This window comes from Micromonospora sp. LZ37, from assembly GCF_059359015.1.
Genome location: NZ_JCADBL010000013.1, coordinates 106,867 through 126,102 on the forward strand (window position 1 = coordinate 106,867; position 19,236 = coordinate 126,102).

Sequence of the window (19,236 nt, forward strand, 5' to 3'; positions counted from 1 at the left end):
GCCGCCTGCCGCACGGTGCGCTGAGCCGACCCACCACGGCTACGACCGGCCCGCCCGGCGCCCGGGCCCGGCGTCGCCCCGCCGGCCCCGGGCGCGCGGCCGGTCAGCCGAACGCGGTGGTGTAGTACCGGACCCGGTAGAAGCGGGCGCCGCTCTTGCTGTGGTTGCCGGAGCTGAAGTGGATGGTGCGGCTCCAGTCACCCTCGCCGGAGCCCGGCACCACCCAGGTCCGCACCCCGTTCGGCAGCCGGGTGTACGCCTTGACGTGGTCGGCCCCGCTGACCTGGCTGGAGGTGAACTGCCAGCTGGTGCCGGCGTACACCAGTTGCAGCGAGCGCACGTTGTACGACGAGGTGAAGAAGTAACCGCTGCCGTCGTGGTCGGGCAGGATGTCGTGCCCGACCTTCGCCCGGCCCGCGCCGTCGCTGAAGGTCAGCTTCGTCCGGTACGACAACCGGGTGCTGGACCCGTTGCCGGTGATCCCGTAGAGGCGCACCTCACCGGTGCCCACGGCGATGATGAAGCCGTTCTGGTTGTAAATGACCCCGTGCGCGCCGGGGAAGCCGTAGAACTTCACGGCCCGGGTGCCCGGCTTGCCGCCGTTGGTTGACGGCACGAACAGGTGCAGGCCACCGCCCCCGGCCGAGCCGGTCGGCCCCTTGGAGGTGGCCACCACGATCGCCCCCTTGCCCTCGATCCGCTCGATCGAGTGCGGGTTGCCGTCCACCGTGGCCTGCCAGACGATCCCTCCGGTCCGCGCGGAGCCGATCGCGCTCTCGTCGATCATCGCGGCCCGGCCCAGGTAGTCGCCCACCCCGGAGGACGTCACCAGCATGACGTTGCCCCAGATCGCGGTGCCCCGCCGCTTGACGTCCGAGAGGTTCGTCCAGGTGCCGGTGGTGGCCGGCGCCTTCCACAGCACCGTGCCGCTGCTCCAGGCGGCCGGGTTGAACCTGAGGATCCGACCGCTGGCCTGCTCGGTTGCCATCACGTAGTGGGTCGCGGCCTCGGCCGGCGCGGCGCCGAGCAGGCCGCCGGCGGGCGCGGCCACCGCCGCGCCCGCGAGCCCTCTGAGTACGGCTCTTCTGTCCATGACATCCTCCCCTGTGGTCTGTCACCCCTGATCGTGACAGTGGGGAGTCGTCGGATCACGGTGTCGGTCCGGTCACCCTTTCCGGTCCGGCACTGCCGGATCGGTCAAGTTAGTACGACTTGTCCTGGCCCAGCACGTGCTGGGCGACGAAGTTGAGGATCATCTCCCGGCTGACCGGGGCGATCCGGCCGGCCCGTACCGCCCCGAGCAGCGTCGCCACCCCGTACTCGGTGGTCATGCCGGCCCCGCCGAGGGCCTGCACGGCGGTGTCCACGGCGAGCGCGGCGGCCTCGCCGGCGGCGTACTTGGCCATGTTGCCGGAGACGCCGGCCTCCAGGTCCCGCCCGGCGTCGTAGAGGGTGGCCGCCTTGTGGATCATCAGTCGGGCCAGCTCCACCTGCACCGCCGCGTGCGCCAGCGGATGGGAGACGCCCTGGTGCGAGCCGATGCTCCGGCCACCCCAGACCTTCCGGGTGGCGGTGTACTCGCTGGCGCGCTCGATGGCGTACCGGCCGGTGCCGGCGCCCATCGCGGCGACGGTGATCCGCTCCGGGTTGAGCCCGGCGAAGAGCGCCGGCAGCCCGGCGTCGAGGGACTCACCGACCAGGGCGTCGGCGGGGAGCCGCACCTCGTCCAGGTAGAGCAGGAACTGGTTCTCCGGGGAGAGGATCTCCATGTCCAGCTTGGACCGGGTCAGCCCGGGCGCGTCGGTCGGCACGATGAAGAGCGCCGGCTTGAGCTTTCCGGTCGATTCGTCCTCGGTGCGGGCCACCACCAGCACGTACTGCGCCTCGTCGACGCCGGAGATGTAGCACTTGCGGCCGGAGAGCAGCCAGTCGTCGCCGTCGCGGCGGGCCACCGTGCCGAGCCGGTGGAAGTTCGAGCCGGCCTCCGGCTCGGTGATCGCGAAGACCACCTTGAGCGAGCCGTCGGCGAAGCCGGGCAGGAAGCGTTTGCGCTGCTCGTCCGTGCCGTGCTTGTTGATCACGGTGGCGGCGATCGCGGGGGAGACCACCAGCAGCAGCAGCGGGCAGCCGGCCGCCGCCAGCTCCTCGCAGACGATGGCCAGCTCGGTGATGCCGCCGCCCCCGCCGCCGTACTCGGTGGGGATGTTGACACCCAGGTAGCCGAGGCGGCCGGCCTCGTCCCACAGCTCGGTGGTGTGCCCGCCGGACTTCGCCTTCTCCACGAAGTAGCCGTGGCCGTACTTGCGACCCAGCGCGCGGACGGCGTCGCGGAGCTGGTCCTGCTCAGGGGTGAGGTCGAAGTTCATGACTGAGCCTCCTCGGGGTTGACCACGGCCAGCACGGCGCCCGTGTCGACCTGACCGCCGGCCGGCACCGGCAGCTCGGCGACCACGCCGTCGGTCGGGGCGAGCACGGGGTGTTCGAGCTTCATCGCTTCCAGGGTCAGCAGCAGGTCACCGGCGGCGACCCGCTGACCGACCTCGACGTGCACCCGGGTGACCGCGCCGGGCAACGGCGCGAGCAGCGACCCGGCGGCCAGCGCCGCGGTGGGCAGCGGGAAACGCGGCAGCTCCGCCAGGCTCGCCGCCCCGTTCGGGCCGTCCACGAAGACCGCCGACCCCACCCGGTGTACGCGGAACGCGCACCGCACCCCGTCCACGTCGAGGACGACCCGGTCCGGGGTGGCCGCCACCTGCGTGACGGTCGGCGACCGGTCAGCGCCGGCCGCCACGGCTCCGTCCCCGGCCGACGGCCCCTCGGTCGGCGCCGGGTCGGTGGACCACTCCGCCAGGGCGCCGGTGCGGTCCAGCCGGTACCGGACCTCGACCTCGCCGTCCGGTCCGGCGTAGCGGGTGACCTGCGGGAAGGCGGGCACGTTCCGCCAGCCCGAGGGGAGCCCGGCGAGCACCGGTGCGGTGGCCCGCCGCCCGGCCGCGCCGGCCAGCGCGGCGGCCAGCGCGGCCAGTGGCACCTGCGCGGCGGGCAGCAGCGGGGCGAAGACCTCCGCGTGCCGCTCCAGGAAACCGGTGTCCACCTCGGCGCGGCCGAACTCGGGGCTGCGCAGCACCCGGACCAGCAGGTCCCGGTTGGTGGCGACGCCGTGGAGTTCGGCCCGGGTCAGCGCGGCGGCCAACGCCCGGGCCGCCTCGGACCGGGTGGGGGCCCAGGCGACCAGCTTGGCCAGCATCGAGTCGTAGTGCACGCCGACCGTCGAGCCGTCCACCACCCCGGAGTCCAGCCGCAGCCCCTTCGTCGGGGTGAACTCGCCGGCCACCCCGGGGATCGCGAAGCGGTGCAGGGTGCCGGTGGCGGGGCGGAAGCCCTGCGCCGGGTCCTCCGCGCAGAGGCGTACCTCGATCGCGTGGCCGTCGGTCGGCGGGGTCGCCGCCACCGGCAGCGGCTCGCCCTCGGCGACCAGCAGTTGCAGCCGGACCAGGTCCAGCCCGGTGACCGCCTCGGTGACCGGATGCTCCACCTGGAGCCGGGTGTTCATCTCCAGGAAGAAGAACTCGCCGGTCGGGGCGAGCAGGAACTCCACCGTGCCGGCGCCGACGTAGTCGACCGCCCGGCCGGCGGCCACCGCCGCCTCGTGCAGCCGCCGCCGCAGCTCCGGGGCGACCACGGCGGGCGCCTCCTCGACGATCTTCTGGTGCCGGCGCTGGATCGAGCAGTCCCGCTCGCCGAGGGCGACCACCGTGCCATGGCTGTCGCCGAAGATCTGCACCTCGACGTGGCGCCCGCGCTCGACGTACCGCTCGATGAAGACCGTGCCGTCGCCGAACGCGGCGGCCGCCTCGCGGCGGGCGGAGGCGACGGCCTCGGCGAGATCGGCGGCGTCGCGGACGACGCGCATGCCCCGCCCGCCGCCGCCGGCGGACGCCTTGACCAGCACCGGGAAGTCGGTGATCTGTTCGGGGTCGGTCCAGGTCGGCAGCATCGGCACGCCCGCCTCGGCGAGCAGCGCCTTCGCCTCCATCTTGTCGCCCATCGCGGCGATGGCCTTCGCCGGCGGGCCGACCCAGGTCAGCCCCGCGTCGGTGACCGCCGCCGCGAACTCGGCGTTCTCGGCGAGGAAGCCGTAACCCGGGTGGACGGCGTCCGCGCCGGCCTTCCGGGCCGCGTCCAGGATGAGGTCGATCCGCAGGTACGTCTCGGCGGGCGTGTTGCCCGGCAGGCGTACCGCGTGGTCGGCGGCGGCCACGAACGGCGCGTCGGCGTCCGCGTCGGAGTGCACGGCGACCGTCTGGACGCCGAGCGCCCGGCAGGTGGCGAAGACCCGGCGGGCGATCTCCCCCCGGTTGGCCACGAGCAGTCTGGTGATCATTGCAGCTGAGCCTGCCTTTCGTTCGCGACTGCGGGACTCCGCTGCGCTGCGTTCCTCGCGCTCACGGCGATCACATCCGGAAGACGCCGAAGCCGTCGGCGCCCTTCACCGGTCCGTTGTGGATCGCCGACAGGCAGAGCCCGAGGACGGTACGGGTGTCCCGGGGGTCGATCACCCCGTCGTCGTAGAGCCGGCCGGAGAGGAAGAGCGCCCCGGACTGGGACTCGATCTGCTGCTCGACCATCATCCGCATCGCCGCGTCGGAGTCCTCGTCGTAGTCGCGCCCCCGCGCGGCGGCGGCCTGCCGGGCGACGATGGAGAGCACCCCGGCCAGCTGCGCCGGCCCCATCACCGCCGACTTGGCGTTCGGCCAGGTGAAGAGGAACCGCGGCTCGTACGCCCGGCCGCACATGCCGTAGTTGCCGGCGCCGTAGGAGGCGCCCAGGTTGACCGTCAGGTGCGGCACCCTCGAGTTCGACACCGCGTTGATCATCAGGGCGCCGTGCTTGATGATGCCGCGCTGCTCGTACTCGGTGCCCACCATGTAGCCGGTGGTGTTCTGGAGGAAGACCAGCGGGGTGTCGGCGGCGTTGGCGAGCTGGATGAACTGGGCCGCCTTCTGCGCCTCCTCGCTGAACAGCACGCCCCGGGCGTTGGCGAGCACGCCGACCGGCCACCCGTGCAGCTCGCCCCAGCCGGTGACCAGGGCGGTGCCGTAGTTCGGCTTGAACTCGTCGAACTCGCTGCCGTCCAGCACCCGGGCGAGCACCTCCCGCGGGTCGAACGGCACCTTGAGGTCGGCGCTGGCGATGCCGAGCAGCTCCTCCGGGTCGTACTTCGGGGGCTGCGGCACCGGGTTGCGCGGCGGCGGGCCCTGCTTGCGCCAGTTCAGCCGGCGTACGCACTGCCGGGCCAGCCGGATGCCGTCCCGCTCGTCGGAGGCCAGGAAGTCGGCCAGGCCGGACTTCGAGGCGTGCATGGCGGCCCCGCCCAGCGACTCGTCGTCGGTGACCTCCCCGGTAGCCATCTTCACCAGCGGCGGTCCGGCCAGGTAGACCTGCGACCGGTCCCGGATCATGATGGTGAAGTCGGACATCCCCGGCACGTACGCGCCGCCGGCGGTGGCGTTGCCGAAGACCACGCTGACCGTGGGGATCTTCGCCGCGGAGAGCCGGGTCAGGTCGCGGAACACCCGCCCGCCCGGGATGAAGATCTCCGCCTGGGTGGGCAGGTCCGCCCCGGCCGACTCCACCAGGTTGACCATCGGCAGCCGGTTGGCGAGGGCGATCTCGCCGGCCCGCCGGGTCTTGGCGAGGGACCACGGGTTGACCGCGCCGCCGCGCACCGTCGGGTCGTTGGCGACGACCAGGCACTCCACGCCCTCGACCACGCCGATGCCGGTCACCACGCTCGCCCCGACGGGGAAGTCGGTGCCGAAGGCCGCCACCGGGGAGAGCTCCAGGAACGGGCTGTCCGGGTCGAGGAGCAGCTCGATCCGCTCCCGGGGGAGCAGCTTGCCGCGCCGGTGGTGCCGCGTCACGTACTTCTCGCCGCCGCCCGCCCGCGCCTGGTCCAGCGCGGCGTCCAGTTCGGCGAGGCGCTCCAGCAGGGCCTCGCGGTTGGCCCGGTGGGCCGGCGAGGACGGGTCGATCGCGCTGTCCGGTGTGGTCACAGTGCTGCCTTCCGTTCGTGACTGCGGGGCTCGCAGACCCGGCTCACTCCTCGCACTCACAGGCCCATGCCCTTCGCGATGATCTCGTTCATGATCTCGGTGGTGCCGCCGCCGATACCGAGGATCCGGGCGTCCCGGTAGTGCCGTTCCACCTCGGCGTCGCGCAGGTAGCCGAAGCCGCCGTGCAGTTGCAGCGCCTGGTCGACCACCTGGTCGCAGGCGGCCACCGCGACGTTCTTCGCCATCGCCACCTCGGTCACCACCGGCTCGCCGGCCGCGACCCGGGCCGCCACGTCGTGCACGTACGCCCGGGCGGCCTCCGCGCGGGTGTGCATCTCCGCCAGCCGGTGCCGGACGAGCTGTCGACCGGCCAGCGGCCGACCGAAGGTGGTCCGGTCCCGGCACCACCGCACGGTCAGCTCCACGCAGCGCTGCGCCGTGGCGTACGCCTGGGTGGCCAGCGAGAGCCGCTCCGCGGCGAAGTGCTGCATGATCGCCAGGAAGCCGGTGTCCTCCTCGCCGATCCGGTTGGTCACCGGCACCCGGACGTCGACGAAGGAGAGCTCGGCGGTGTCCGAGCAGTGCCAGCCCAGCTTCTCCAGCCGGCGTCCCACGGTGAAGCCCGGCGTGCCCTTGTCGATCACCAACAGGGTCAGCTCGCCGCTGCCGGGGAAGTCGGCGCAGACCGCGGTGGTCACGAAGTCCGCCCGGACGCCGCTGGTGATGTACGTCTTCGACCCGTTCACCACGTAGTGGTCGCCGTCCCGGCGGGCGGTGGTGCGGATCGCGGCGACGTCCGAGCCGCCGTCCGGCTCGGTGATCGCCAGCGCGCCGATCATCGTCCCGGCCAGGGTCGGGCGGACGTACCGGTCGATCAGGTCGTCGTCGGGCGCCTGCTCCGCGCCGAGTCGGCCGCCGAGTGAGCCGCCGAGCCGGCCGCCGCCCGCGGCGACCATGTGCGGCAGCGCGATGCCGTGCGTGAAGAGCGCCGCCACCAGCCCGGACGAGCCACCCGAACGGATGATCTCCTCGGTGACGATGATCGAGTCGAGCAGGTCGCCGCCGCTGCCGCCGACCTGCTCGGGGAAGCCGATCCCGAGCAGGCCGATCTTCGCGGCGGTGGCGTGCAGCTCGCGGGGGACCTCACCGGCCCGCTCCCAGTCGTCCAGGTGCGGCAGCACCTCCCGGGTCACGAAGGCCCGGGTCAGCTCCCGCAGTTGCCGCCGCTCAGGCGTGTCCACGATGGTCACACCGTCACCTCCCGGGCGGTGCCGGGGCCGGGGGCGGTGGCGGCCCGCTCCGGCTGGCTGGGTGACAGCTCGACCGGCAGCTCCACCACGCGGGAGCGGAGCAGCTCGCCCAGCGCCTTGGCCTGCGGGTCGAACCGGGTGGAGGCGGCCACCCCCGGCCCGAGCAGCCCGCGGATCACGAAGTTCACGGCCCGCAGGTTCGGCAGTTCGTACCGTTCGACGGTCAGCTCGGCGGTCTCCGGCAACAGCCCCGCCAGCCGCTCGACGGTGAGCCAGCCGCGCAGCCAGGCCCAGGTGGCGTCGGTGCGCGCCCAGACGCCGAGGTTGGCGTCGCCACCCTTGTCGCCCGAGCGGGCACCGACCAGCTCACCCAGCGGCCCGCGCCGGCCGGTGGTCGAGGACGGGGACCCCGTCGATGCCTGCGGCTGCGCCGGCGGCTCCTGGGCGGAGGTCACGGGCGGCGGCGGGATCGGCACCCGCTCGCCGCCGGGCAGCACCGCGACGTGGGGCACCGCCTCCTGCGGCACGAAGTCGGCGGTGAAGACGCCGTACGGGGTGGCGTCGCCGGGCAGGGTGGTCAGCGTGCAGCCCGGGTAGGAGGCCAGCGCCAGCTCCACCGCGGCGGCCGAGAACGCCCGCCCGGCCCGCGCCCTGTCACCGTCGCGCAGGTGTACGTGCAGCAGGGCGCTCGCCGCCTCGGTGTCGCCGGTGTCCGGATGATCGGTGCGGGCCAGTGTGAACTCCAGCCCGTCGACGCCGACCGCCTCCTCGAGCTGCCCGCGGACCAGGGCCGCCTTGGCCGGGATGTCGAGCCCGCAGAGCACGAACGTCATCGAGTTGCGGAAGCCGCCGAGGTTGTTGATCCCGACCTTCAGTGTGTCCGGCGGTGGGGTGCCCCGGACGCCGCTGACCCGTACCCGGTCCGGGCCGTCCTGTCGGAGGGAGACGCTGTCCAGCCGGGTCACCACGTCCGGGCCCAGGTACGCCGGTCCGGCCACCTCGTACAGCAGTTGGGCGGTGACCGTCTCCACGGTGACCGCGCCGCCGGTGCCGGAGTGCTTGGTGAGCACCGAGGAGCCGTCCGGGTGGATCTCCGCGATCGGGAAGCCGGGCCGGTGGCCGCCGTCGGGCAGTTCGGTGAAGAAGCTGAAGTTGCCGCCGGTGACCTGCGCGCCGCACTCGATCAGGTGCCCGGCGACGGTTGCCCCGGCCAGCGCATCCAGGTCGTACCGTCCCCAGCCGAACCGGGCGATCGCCGGCCCGACCGCCAGCGAGGCGTCGGTGACCCGCCCGGTGACCACCACGTCCGCCCCGGCGTCGAGGCAGGCCGCGATGCCGAACGCGCCGAGGTAGGCGTTGGCGGTCAGCGCGTCCGGCCGGGCCAGGGCGTCGCCTTCGACGTACCCGATCCGGGCGGTCAGGCCGAGCCGGTCGGCGAGCGCGCCGATCGCGGCGGCCAGGCCGGCGGGGTTGAGGCCGCCGGCGTTGGTCACGATCCGCACCCCCCGGTCCAGGGCGGTGCCGAGGACGCCTTCGAGCTGGCGGAGGAAGGTCCGGGCGTAGCCGAGGGAGGGGTCCCGCAGCCGGTCCCGGCCTAGGATCAGCATGGTCAGCTCGGCCAGGTAGTCGCCGGTGAGCACGTCCAGCTCGCCGCCGTCGAGCATCTCCTGCCAGGCGGTGAACCGGTCGCCGTAGAAACCGGACGCGTTGCCGACCCGCAGCACCGCGCTCATGCCCGCGCTCCCGCCCGGCGGGCGGCCCCCGGCTTCCGCCCGGCGCCGGGCGGCCCCGCGAACGCCTGCGCCACGTCCAGCCACTCGTCGGCGGTCGGCCCGGTGGCGACCAGGGCGAGGTCGGCGCGGTGCCGGCGCTGGGTGACCAGCAGGCAGAAGTCGAGCGCCGGTCCGGTGACCCGGTCGGCGGCGTCCGCCGGCCCGAAGGCCCAGGTGGATCCGTCGGGCGCGGTCAGCGTGACCCGCACCGGCGCCGTCGGCGCCGCGCGGCCGTGGGCGGCGAAGCCGTGCCCGAGGGTACGGAAGCCGAGGTGTGCGACGTGCCGCAGCCGAGCCGTCGGGGTACGGGTGACGCCGAGCGCTTCGGCGACGTCCTCGCCGTGCGCCCAGGTCTCCATGATCCGGGCGGTGGCCATCGAGGTGGCCGACATGCGGGTGCCGTACCAGGGCAGCTTCTCTCCGGGCGGAACGGCGGCGAGGGCCTGGGCGAGCGCGGTGCGGCCGGAGCGCCAGCGAGCGAGCAGCCGGGCCGAGGGTGCGAGGAACTCCGCCGCGCCGTCGTCGACCAGGCGGGCCGGGTCCGGCGCGGCGATGACCGAGCCGTAGAAGGCCGCCGGGTCGGTCGCGGCGAGCCGGGCCACGTGGTCGGTCCAGGCCAGGTGGGCGATCTGGTGGGCGATCGTCCAGCCGGGCGCCGGCGTGGGCCGGCGCCAGGCGTCCGGGGGCAGCGCGACGACCAGGGCGTCGAGCTGCTCGGACTCGGCGGCCAGGTCCGCGAGCAGTGCTGTCAGGTCGACCATGGTGCCTCCGGGCTGTGGTGCCGGTCAGGGCGGGTGGGTCACTGCCTCACGCGGTCGACTCGGCCGGGCGGCGCGTCGCCCGCTGCCGGCGCCGCCGCGTCCGGGGCTCTCGCCGCCGGTCGGTGACCCTCGACCGGATGCGCGTCGGGCGTGAGGAGGGTGGCGAGCTGCCGCTTCCAGGTGTGCAGCAGGGCGGTGCGGCGGGCCGAGTCGTCGTTGAGCAGGTTGGCGACGCCCAGCCCGCGGAGCAGGTCGAGAGTGGCCTGGACCGCCTCCCGTACGCCGGGCCGGCGTTCGTCCACATCGAGCAACGCGACGGTGAGTCGGTGCATCTCCCGGCCGACCCGGGCCTCCAGCGGCACCAGGGCGTCGCGGAGTTCGGCGTCGGTGCGGGCGGCCACCCAGAGTTCGAGGGCGGCGACGAAAAGCGGCCCGGTGAAGGCCGCGCCGAGCAGGTCGATCACCCGGTCGAGTCGTTGCGGCCCGGCGGGCAACCCCTCCGCCTCGGTGCGCAGTTCGTCCGCCCGCCGGTCGGCGAGGTGCGCGACGGCGGCGGTGACCAGGGCGGCCTTGGTGGGGTAGTGGTGCAGCTGGGCGCCGCGCGAAACCCCGGCCCGGGCGGCGACGACCGTGGTCGTGGTGCCGGACCAGCCGTGCTCCACCAGGCAGTCGACGGTCGCCTCCAGCAGCCGGGCCTGAGTGGCGCGGCTACGCTCCTGCTGAGGGACGCGCGTCGATGCGGTGGACACGGGGACAGCGTGCCGCCCCCGAAACAAACAGTCAAGACTGACTTTTTCTCACCCCGCCCGTCGCCCGCCCCGCCTGTCGCCCACCCCGCCTGTCGCCCACCCTGCCCGGCCATCGCCCTGCCCGGCCGTCGCCCTGCCACCGCTGCTGCTCCGGCCCTTGCTGCTGCTGTAACCCTTGCTGCTCTGCGGCCATTGCGGCGTGGCGGCACTTGCGGCGTGGCGGCTCTGCGGCGTGGCGGCTGTGCAGCGCCCGGGCCCGAACCGGCCTGCTACTCGCCCGGTGTCCTTCTGACCTCGCCCCAGCCCCGTCTGGCTCCGCCCCAGCTCCGCCCGGACCTCTTCCGGCTCGCAAGCCCTGCCTCTTCCCGGCCCTTGTCGTGGTGTTGCCATCCTTTAGAGCTGATGACGTAAACGACTCAGCGGGCGATCCGTTTACGTCATCAGCTCTAAAGTGTCCGCCAGTGAAGTGGGCGATGGGATGAGCATCGGGCAGCCGCCCCCCGCCCACTGCGCGCCGCGCCCGCGCGGGCCGGATCGGTCGCACTGCACCGCATCGGCCTTGCCGCGGCGCCGCGCCGCTCTCACGCCGTTGCGCGGGCCGGCCGCCGTCGCACGGCTGCGCGCCATCGCACGGGCCCACGCCATCGCATGGGCCACACGCCAGCGCAGGGGCTGCGCGCCATCGCATGGGCTGCGCGCCATCGCGCGGGCCGCGAAGCCATCGCGCGGGCCGCGAAGCCATCGCGCGGGCCGCGAAGCCATCGCGCGGGCCGCACCCATGGCACCCGCTCGGGCGGTGTGTCGGTGGTCAGCGACCGTCCCGGGGGCCGAAGGCGGTGAGGGCGTCGGCGTCGCTGTGCCGGGATCGCAGGTACTCGTCGGCCCACTCGGCCGCGTGGGGGAAGCCGATTCGGCGGCGACGCGGGCGCAGGTGGCATCCACGTCGTACGGGGTGCGGCGCAGTTGCACGCCCGGTCCGAGCAGGGCCCACCACGCCCCGGCGCCGCCGTACGGCATGCCGACGCTGCCCGGGTTGACCACCAGCCGGCGGTCGGCCAGGCGGGTGAACGGCATGTGGGTGTGCCCGCAGACGATGGTGCCCACCTCGGCCGGCACCCCGGCGAGAACCTCGGCCCAGCGGTCCATCCGGGAGTCGACCAGCACCACCTCCTCGTCGTCCCGGGGTGTGGCGTGGCAGAAGAGCACCGGACCGAGGCCGGCCACCGCCAGGGTCACCGTCAGCGGCAGCGCCGCCAGCCGGGCCACCTGGTCGTTACGGAGCTGCCCGGCGGCCCAGTTGGAGACCTCGATCGGAGCGGGTCGGCCGGCCCGGGCCCCGACCAGTTCCCGGTCGGCGTTGCCCCCGACCCAGCAGGCCCGGTCGCCGAGGCCGGCGAGCAGGTCCAGGACCTCGACCGGCTGCGGGCCGGCCGCGATGTCGCCGGTGAGCACGACCAGGTCGGCGGTGGCGACGTCCGGCTCGGCCAGCACGGCCTCCAGCGCGGGCAGCGCCCCGTGGATGTCGGAGAGGACGGCTACGCGTTCCAGCATGCGGTCACGGTGCCGGGCGGGCGCCGTCGGTGTCGAGCATTTCTGCGGCCGGCAGAGCAGTCCGGACACGACGAGGCCAGGGACACCTTGCGGTGTCCCTGGCCAGGTCGTCGATTGGGTCAGACCCGCGCGCGGCGGGCCAGGCGCTCCGGGTCGAGGATGATGATGCTCTTGCCGTCCAGGCGCAGCCAGCCACGCGAGGCGAAGTCGGCGAGCGCCTTGTTGACGGTCTCCCGGGAGGCGCCGACCAGCTGGGCGATCTCCTCCTGGGTCAGGTCGTGGGTCACCCGCAGCACGCCGCCGTCGCGGGTGCCGAAGCGGCCGGCCATCTGGAGCAGGTTCTTGGCGACCCGGCCCGGCACGTCCGTGAAGATCAGGTCGGCCAGCGAGTCGTTGGTCCGGCGGAGCCGGCGGGCCAGCACCCGCAGCAGCTGCTCGGCGATCTCGGGCCGGTTGTTCAACCAGGGCCGCAGCGCCTGCTTGCGCAGCCGCACCAGCCGGGTGTCGGTCACCGCCGTGGCGGTCGCCGTACGCGGACCGGGGTCGAAGAGCGACAACTCGCCGACCATGTCCGACGGGCCCATCACCGCGATCAGGTTCTGCCGGCCGTCGGCCGCCCGACGCCCCACCTTGATCTTGCCCGACAGGAGGATGTAGAGACTGTCGCCGGGCTCGCCCTCGTTGAACACGATCTCGCCCTTGCGGACGTCGATCGTCTCCATCTCCTTGGCGAGCGCCTCGGCAGCCTCCGGGTCGACACCCTGGAAGATCCCGCTGCGGGCCAGTACCTCGTCCATCGCGCACCTCCGGTTGCGCGTGCCGTCCGTCGGCCGGGTCCGCCGTCCGCTGATCCCTCGCGCGCCGCCAAGTCTAGGCGCACGTGAGCACGAATCAGAGCCGCACCCCTGGAATCTTGATCGTTGGACGTAACCTCCGCGCCCTGATCAGGACTAGTATCGCCAGCTCCCGCCCGGGTGGTCACCGGCCGTCGCCGCCACGGGTCGTAGGGTGACCGACGTGCTGAGCGAGCCCGTGCTGACCACCCGCCCCGAGGACGGCTGCGATCCGCCGTTGCTGGTGTGGCGCGCCGACCGACCGCTGCGGGCGGCCAGCTCCGCCGCGCTGGGCGGGGGCGTCGGCGTACGACGGTGGGTGGTCAACGCGACCGTGCCCATGTCGTACCACCGGGACGACCCCGCGGTCCACCTGGCCGCGCTGGCCGACGGCCTCGGCCTGGCCGGGCCCGGGGTCGGCCTGCTCACCGGGGTCGACGTCGCCGAGGTGGTGGCCCGGGCCGACAGCGGCGTGCGGGCCTGGGCGACGGTCGGGCTCGGCACCCCGGTCTGGGCCGCGGCACCCGCCCCGGCGGCACCGGCCCAGCGGGTCGGCACGGTCAACATCGTGGTGTACGTCCCGGCGGCGCTCTCCGACGCCGCCCTGGTCAACGCCGTCGCCACGGCGACGGAGGCGAAGGCGCAGGCGATCTGGGAGCTCGGGCTGCCCGCCACCGGCACCCCCACCGACGCGGTCACCGTGCTCTGCCCGGTCGACGGTCCGGCCGAGCCCTACGGCGGTCCCCGGTCCGCCTGGGGTGCCCCGCTCGCCCGCGCCGTCCACGCCGCCGTCCGGGACGGCGGGTCCGCGCCCTGCGTCCCCTGGTCAGACAAGCGGACGGGCTGAACTTCCGTCCGATCGGCCCGTCGTCGGAGCGTTCACCGCCGGGTAGCGTCGCGGGCGATGTACGCTGCCGCCCCCCTCAGCCCCCGCCGTCGTCCGCGAGCCCTGCTCGCCCTCGGTGTGCTCCTCGCCGTGCTCGCCGCCGGATGCGGTGAGTCCGACGCCACCGCTCCCACCTGGCAGCCGGGCGGAGGTGGCGGGGCCACCGGCTCCCCGGTGCCCGCCGACAAGCCGACCGACGCGCCGGCCGGCGACGAGATCACGCTTTCGGCCACCGGCGACATCGTCATGGGCATGGCCCCCTCCCGGCTGCCCGCCAACGGCGGCAAGGGCTTCTTCGACGAGATCAAGGGCGCGCTCGAGGCCGACCTGGTGATGGGCAACCTCGAGGAGCCGCTCACCGAGGACACCGGCGCGGGCAAGTGCGGCGCCAACTCCACCGCGTGCTTCCAGTTCCGGGCCCCGCCCGGCTACGCCGCCCACCTGCGCGACGCCGGTTTCGAGCTGCTCAACCAGGCCAACAACCACGGGTACGACTACGGCAAGGCCGGCTACGAGAACACCCGGCAGGCGCTGGAGAAGCATGGGCTCAAGCACACCGGCGCGCCGGACCAGATCACCGTGGTCGACGTCAAGGGCGTCAAGGTGGCCGTCCTCGGCTTCTCCTCGTACCCCTGGTCGAACAGCCTGACCGACATCGACGCGGCGAAGGCGGTCGTCGAGAAGGCCGCCACCCAGGCCGACGTGGTCGTGGTGCAGGTGCACATGGGCGCCGAGGGCGCCGACAAGACCCGGGTGAAGCCGGGCACCGAGATCTTCTACGGCGAGAACCGGGGCGATCCGGTGAAGTTCTCCCACGCGGTCATCGACGCCGGGGCCGACCTGGTGGTCGGGCACGGCCCGCACGTGCTGCGCGGCATGGAGTTCTACCAGGGTCGGCTGATCGCCTACAGCCTCGGCAACTTCGCCGGTGGCGCCCGGTCGCTGAACCCGTCCGGCCGGCTGGGCTGGGGCGGGGTGCTCAAGGTGTCGCTCAAGCCGGACGGCAGCTACGCCGGGGGCTCGTTCACCTCGACCCGGATGAACTCGGTGGGCAAGCCCACCATGGACCCGGCCGACCAGGGGCTCGGGTTGATCACGCAGGTCAGCCGCAGCGACTTCCCGCGCACCGGGGCCCGGCTCGACAGCTCCGGCAAGATCAGCGCGCCCTCGGCCGGCTGACCCGGCGGCCAGCGGGCGTGGGCCCGGCGGGTGGTCGTTCCGGCGACGTAGGCTGGCCGGCGTGACAGAGAGCTTGCCCGGCCGGGCGGAGACGGACCTCGGCCGTACCCGTCGCGCCCGCCGGATCGGCCGGGCGCTGACCGAGGCGCACCCCGACGCGCACTGTGAACTGGACCACTCCAACGCCCTGGAGCTGGCCGTCGCCACGATCCTCTCCGCGCAGTGCACCGACAAGAAGGTCAACGAGGTCACCCCGAAGCTCTTCGTCCGCTACCCGACGGCGGCCGACTACGCCGGGGCCGACCGGGCGGAGCTGGAGGAGCTGATCCGGCCGACCGGCTTCTACCGCAACAAGACCGACTCCCTGATCAAGCTGGGTCAGGCCCTCGTCGAGCGGTACGACGGACGGGTCCCCGGCAAGCTGGTCGACCTGGTGACGCTTCCCGGCATCGGCCGCAAGACGGCCAACGTCATCCTCGGCAACGCCTTCGACGTCCCCGGCATCACCGTCGACACCCACTTCCAGCGGCTGGTGCAGCGGTGGCGGCTGACCGCGCAGACCGACCCAGTCAAGATCGAACACGAGATCGGGGCGCTCTTCCCGAAGCGGGAGTGGACCATGCTCTCGCACCGGATCATCTTCCACGGCCGGCGGGTCTGCCACGCCCGCAAGCCCGCCTGCGGCGCGTGCACGCTGGCGAAGCTCTGCCCCTCGTACGGGACCGGGCCCACCGAGCCGGCCGCCGCCGCCAAGCTGCTCAAGGGCTCCCGCGCCCGGGACCTCGCGGTCGCCGCCGGGGTGGACCCGGAGCTGGTGCCGCAGCAGGCCGTCGCCGCGGAGGTGCCGTGAACCGCCGGTTCGCCGCCCTGCTCGTCCCGGTGCTCCTCGCCGTCGCCGGCTGCACCGCCACCGAGCAGGACGCCCCGCCCACATCGGCCGCTCGGGCCGAGCGACCGTCCCCGTTCGCCGACTGCGCCACGCTGACCGCCGCGCCCGCGGCGGCCGGCGCCGCCACCCCGGCGCCGGCCGGCGACGCCGGGGAGCGCCTGCCCGAGCTCTCCCTCTCCTGCTTCACCGGCGGCGCCCCGGTGGCGCTGCGCGACGTGCGCGGCCCGGTCGTGGTCAACCTCTGGGCGTCCTGGTGCGCGCCCTGCCGCCAGGAACTGCCCGCCTTCCAACGGCTCAGCGAGCGCTCCGCCGGGAAACTCCAGGTGCTCGGCGTCAACAACCGGGACAGCCGGGGCGGCGCCCAGTCCATCGGGGAGGACTTCGGCGTGCGCTTCCCGATGCTGTTCGACCAGGGCGGTGCGCTGCAACGGGAGCTGGAGCGCAACGCCATGCCGCTGACCGTGTTCGTCGACGCCGACGGCCGGATCCGCCACGTCGACTCCACCGGCGCCCTCGACGACGCCCGCCTCACCGAGCTGGTACGCCGGCACCTCGGCGTGGAGGTGGCACCGTGAGCGTGAGGAGTGAGCTGGGTTTGAGCGGCCGCCCACCGAGCTGGATCGACCCGCTGCTGAACCGGCTCGGCACCGCCCGGACCGAGGACTTCACCCGGCTCACCACCCCCGAGGAGGGCGGCCGGGAGAGCGCGGTGCTGGTGCTGCTCGGCGAGGAGCCCGGGACCGGCCCCGACGTGCTGGTGCTCCAGCGGGCCGCGACCCTGCGCAACCACGCCGGTCAGCCGGCCTTCCCCGGCGGCGCCGCCGACCCGGAGGACGCCGACGCGTCCGCCACCGCGCTGCGCGAGGCGAACGAGGAGGTGGGGCTCGACCCGGCCAGCGTCACCGTCCTGGCCGAACTGCCCCGGCTCTGGATCCCGGTGAGCGACTTCGTGGTGACCCCGGTGCTGGCCTGGTGGCACACCCCGCACCCGGTGCACCCCCGGGAACCGGCCGAGGTGGCACACGTGGCCCGGCTGCCGATCGCCGAGCTGGTCGACCCGGACAACCGGCTGCGGGTACGCCATCCCAGCGGCTGGATCGGCCCGGCCTTCTCCGTCCGGGGGATGCTGGTCTGGGGCTTCACCGCCGGGGTGATCGCCACGCTGCTGGAGATGGGCGGCTGGGCCCGCCCGTGGCCGCGGCACCGGGTGGTCGAGCTGCCGCCCCCGGTGGCCGCTCCGGCGCCCTCCGCCGGCACCGACGAGGTCGACGAGATGGCCGGTCCGCTTACCTGACGGGCACGTTCCGCAAGCGGTGGCCGTGCCCGGTGCCCGGTGCCCGTACCCTTGACCCGTGTCCGCCGTGGATCTCGTACTGCTCCTGCTCATGCTCGTGTTCGCGATCAGCGGATACCGTCAGGGCTTCGTCATCGGAGCGCTGTCGTTCTCCGGGTTCTTCCTGGGCGCGCTCGTCGGCCTCCAGGTCGGTCCGATGATGGCCCGCCAGTTCGTCGACAGCGGCACCCGGGTGCTGATCTCGCTGATCGCCGTCTTCGGGCTGGCCGTGCTCGGCCAGGCGCTGGCCGGCTGGCTCGGCTCGCACCTGCGCCGCACCATCACCAACGACGTGGCCAAGCGGGCCGACGACGTGGGTGGGGCCTTCGTCTCGATCTTCGCGGTGATGATGGTGGCCTGGCTGGTCGCCGTGCCGCTCGGCTCGTCGTCGTTGCCCTGGCTGGCCGCCTCGGTCAAGAACAGCGCCCTGCTGAACGTGGTGGACACCGTGCTGCCGGACCGGGCCCAGGAGCTCTCCACCGCCCTGCGGGACACGGTCGACACCAACGGTTTCCCGGAGGTCTTCAACGGACTCGGCCGTACCTCGGCACGGCAGGTCTCTCCGCCGGACCCGGCGCTCGCCGGCTCCCAGGTGGTGGCGAACAGCCAGCGCGCGGTGGTCAAGGTGCTGGGCTCCGCGCCCAGTTGCGCCCGCCGCATCGAGGGCTCCGGTTTCGTGTACGCGGACGACCGGGTGATGACCAACGCGCACGTCGTCGCCGGCACCCGTTCCGTCGCGGTCGAGCTGCGCGGTGACCGGTACGACGGCCAGGTCGTCGTCTACGACCCGGACCGGGACCTCGCCGTGCTGTACGTGCCGGGGCTGCCCGGCCCGTCGCTGCGCTTCGCCGCCGGTCAGGCCGGCAGCGGCGCCGACGCGATCGTGCTGGGCTTCCCCCTGGACGGCCCGTACGACGCCCGGCCGGCCCGGGTACGCGACGTCGACCGGATCACCGGGCCGGACATCTACTCCTCCGGGGACGTGACCCGGGAGATCTACACGATCCGGGCGCTGGTGCGCAGCGGCAACTCCGGCGGCCCGCTGGTCTCCTCGAACGGCCTCGTCCTCGGGGTGATCTTCGCGGCTGCCGCGGACGACCCGAACACCGGCTTCGCGGTGACCGCCGCGGAGGCCCGGTCGGTGGCGCTGGCCGGCGCGGAGCGTACCCGTGGGGTGGGCACCGGCGAGTGCACCTGAGGCCCCCGGACGGACGGTGGCCGGGTGACCGCGACCGGGGTCAGCCCCGGGCGCCGGCCCGGGCCGCGACGTCCCCACTCGACGGGGCGAGGCCGGGCAGCGCGGCCGGCCCCCAGCGCACCGTCCGGTCCAGCACCGAGCGAGCCATGATCGCCACGCAGGTGCCGCCGTTGAGGAAGGACGCCACCACGTCACTGGGGTGGTGCATGCCCCGGTACATCCGGGTGAGCGCCACCCCGACCGGCACCAGCACCAGCAGCGTCCACCAGGTCGCCTTCACGGCGGTGCTCCGCGCCTGCAGGGCCAGCAGCAGCGCGATGCCGACGTAGAGCGCCACCGCCGCCGAGGTGTGCCCGGAGGGGAAGCTGGAGGTCGGCGGGGAGACGTCCATCTTCTCCACGGCCGGGCGGTTCCGGTCGATCGCCATGGTGGTCAGCAGGAACACCAGCGCCTGGGCGCTCACCGCGGCGCACAGGAAGATCGGCTCCCGCCAGCGGTGCAGCACCAGCCGCAGGATCAACGCGACGACCACGGTGACCACCACGACCATCTGGGTGCTCGCCAGGGTGCTGAACACCAGCGACACGTCGTTCCAGCCGCCGGTGCGGTCGGCGGCCAGTTCCCGGTTGACCGCGTCCTCCGCCGTGAACGGCCAGACCGTGTGGAACACCCGGGTCACCAGCAACCCCAGCGCCACCATGACGGCGAGCAGCAGGGCCACCGGCAGCAGCACCCGCTTGACGACCTGCACCGCGAAGTCGGACATGGGCCGCTCATTA

Annotated in this window: 16 protein-coding genes and 1 pseudogene; 6 read left to right on the plus strand and 11 right to left on the minus strand. The window is 73.9% G+C overall.

Annotated elements, in window-relative coordinates:
• Positions 1–103: 103 nt before the first annotated feature.
• The 10 genes and pseudogenes from AC5L3Z_RS24355 to AC5L3Z_RS24400 form a co-directional block, all read right to left on the minus strand.
• Positions 104–1,093, minus strand: coding sequence for a hypothetical protein (locus AC5L3Z_RS24355; protein ID WP_494845281.1), 990 nt, complete (start codon positions 1,091–1,093; stop codon positions 104–106).
• Positions 1,094–1,202: 109 nt separating this feature from the next.
• A complete protein-coding gene (locus AC5L3Z_RS24360; protein ID WP_494845282.1) occupies positions 1,203–2,366 on the minus strand; it encodes an acyl-CoA dehydrogenase family protein in 1,164 nt (387 codons plus the stop codon).
• Positions 2,363–4,384 (minus strand): acetyl/propionyl/methylcrotonyl-CoA carboxylase subunit alpha, encoded by a 2,022-nt coding sequence (locus AC5L3Z_RS24365; protein WP_494845284.1) that lies wholly within the window; start codon positions 4,382–4,384, stop codon positions 2,363–2,365. The genes AC5L3Z_RS24360 and AC5L3Z_RS24365 overlap by 4 nt, the downstream gene beginning before the upstream one ends.
• A gap of 70 nt (positions 4,385–4,454) precedes the next feature.
• Positions 4,455–6,056 carry an acyl-CoA carboxylase subunit beta gene (locus AC5L3Z_RS24370; protein WP_494845286.1) on the minus strand — a complete coding sequence of 534 codons (1,602 nt, stop codon included), beginning with the start codon at positions 6,054–6,056 and terminating at the stop codon, positions 4,455–4,457.
• Positions 6,057–6,112: 56 nt separating this feature from the next.
• On the minus strand, positions 6,113–7,306 hold the full coding sequence (locus AC5L3Z_RS24375) for an acyl-CoA dehydrogenase family protein (protein ID WP_494845288.1): 1,194 nt from the start codon (positions 7,304–7,306) through the stop codon (positions 6,113–6,115).
• On the minus strand, positions 7,303–9,039 hold the full coding sequence (locus AC5L3Z_RS24380; RefSeq protein ID WP_494845290.1) for an acyclic terpene utilization AtuA family protein: 1,737 nt from the start codon (positions 9,037–9,039) through the stop codon (positions 7,303–7,305). The genes AC5L3Z_RS24375 and AC5L3Z_RS24380 overlap by 4 nt, the downstream gene beginning before the upstream one ends.
• The gene (locus AC5L3Z_RS24385; protein WP_494845292.1) at positions 9,036–9,839 is read right to left on the minus strand and encodes a TIGR03084 family metal-binding protein; all 804 of its coding nucleotides are present in this window, start codon (positions 9,837–9,839) and stop codon (positions 9,036–9,038) included. Before AC5L3Z_RS24385 ends, AC5L3Z_RS24380 begins: the two co-directional genes overlap by 4 nt.
• Positions 9,840–9,985: 146 nt before the next feature.
• Positions 9,986–10,588, minus strand: a pseudogene (locus AC5L3Z_RS24390) (TetR/AcrR family transcriptional regulator); the annotation flags it as partial.
• Between the two features lie 432 nt (positions 10,589–11,020).
• Positions 11,021–12,139, minus strand: a complete 1,119-nt coding sequence (locus AC5L3Z_RS24395) for a metallophosphoesterase family protein (protein ID WP_494845294.1) — start codon at positions 12,137–12,139, stop codon at positions 11,021–11,023.
• A 119-nt stretch (positions 12,140–12,258) separates the two neighbouring features.
• On the minus strand, positions 12,259–12,936 hold the full coding sequence (locus AC5L3Z_RS24400; protein WP_067306583.1) for a Crp/Fnr family transcriptional regulator: 678 nt from the start codon (positions 12,934–12,936) through the stop codon (positions 12,259–12,261).
• 220 nt (positions 12,937–13,156) lie between these two features.
• Between AC5L3Z_RS24400 and AC5L3Z_RS24405 the strand changes: the two genes are divergently transcribed.
• The 6 genes from AC5L3Z_RS24405 to AC5L3Z_RS24430 all read left to right on the plus strand — a co-directional run bounded on the left by AC5L3Z_RS24405 (position 13,157) and on the right by AC5L3Z_RS24430 (position 18,457).
• Positions 13,157–13,819: an adenosylcobinamide amidohydrolase gene (locus tag AC5L3Z_RS24405; RefSeq protein ID WP_494845296.1), complete on the plus strand. Its 663-nt coding sequence runs from the start codon at positions 13,157–13,159 to the stop codon at positions 13,817–13,819.
• A 57-nt stretch (positions 13,820–13,876) separates the two neighbouring features.
• Positions 13,877–15,037, plus strand: coding sequence for a CapA family protein (locus tag AC5L3Z_RS24410; protein WP_494845297.1), 1,161 nt, complete (start codon positions 13,877–13,879; stop codon positions 15,035–15,037).
• 61 nt (positions 15,038–15,098) lie between these two features.
• Complete coding sequence (gene nth, locus AC5L3Z_RS24415; protein ID WP_494845298.1) at positions 15,099–15,887, plus strand: endonuclease III; 789 nt, start codon at positions 15,099–15,101, stop codon at positions 15,885–15,887.
• Positions 15,884–16,501: a TlpA family protein disulfide reductase gene (locus AC5L3Z_RS24420; RefSeq protein ID WP_494845300.1), complete on the plus strand. Its 618-nt coding sequence runs from the start codon at positions 15,884–15,886 to the stop codon at positions 16,499–16,501. The genes nth and AC5L3Z_RS24420 overlap by 4 nt, the downstream gene beginning before the upstream one ends.
• Positions 16,502–16,521: 20 nt before the next feature.
• On the plus strand, positions 16,522–17,220 hold the full coding sequence (locus AC5L3Z_RS24425; protein ID WP_494845414.1) for an NUDIX hydrolase: 699 nt from the start codon (positions 16,522–16,524) through the stop codon (positions 17,218–17,220).
• Between the two features lie 58 nt (positions 17,221–17,278).
• A complete protein-coding gene (locus AC5L3Z_RS24430; RefSeq protein ID WP_334521298.1) occupies positions 17,279–18,457 on the plus strand; it encodes a MarP family serine protease in 1,179 nt (392 codons plus the stop codon).
• Positions 18,458–18,497: 40 nt separating this feature from the next.
• On the opposite strand, the gene AC5L3Z_RS24435 is transcribed toward AC5L3Z_RS24430, so the two are convergent.
• Positions 18,498–19,223 carry a phosphatase PAP2 family protein gene (locus tag AC5L3Z_RS24435; RefSeq protein WP_494845302.1) on the minus strand — a complete coding sequence of 242 codons (726 nt, stop codon included), beginning with the start codon at positions 19,221–19,223 and terminating at the stop codon, positions 18,498–18,500.
• Positions 19,224–19,236 lie beyond the last annotated feature (13 nt).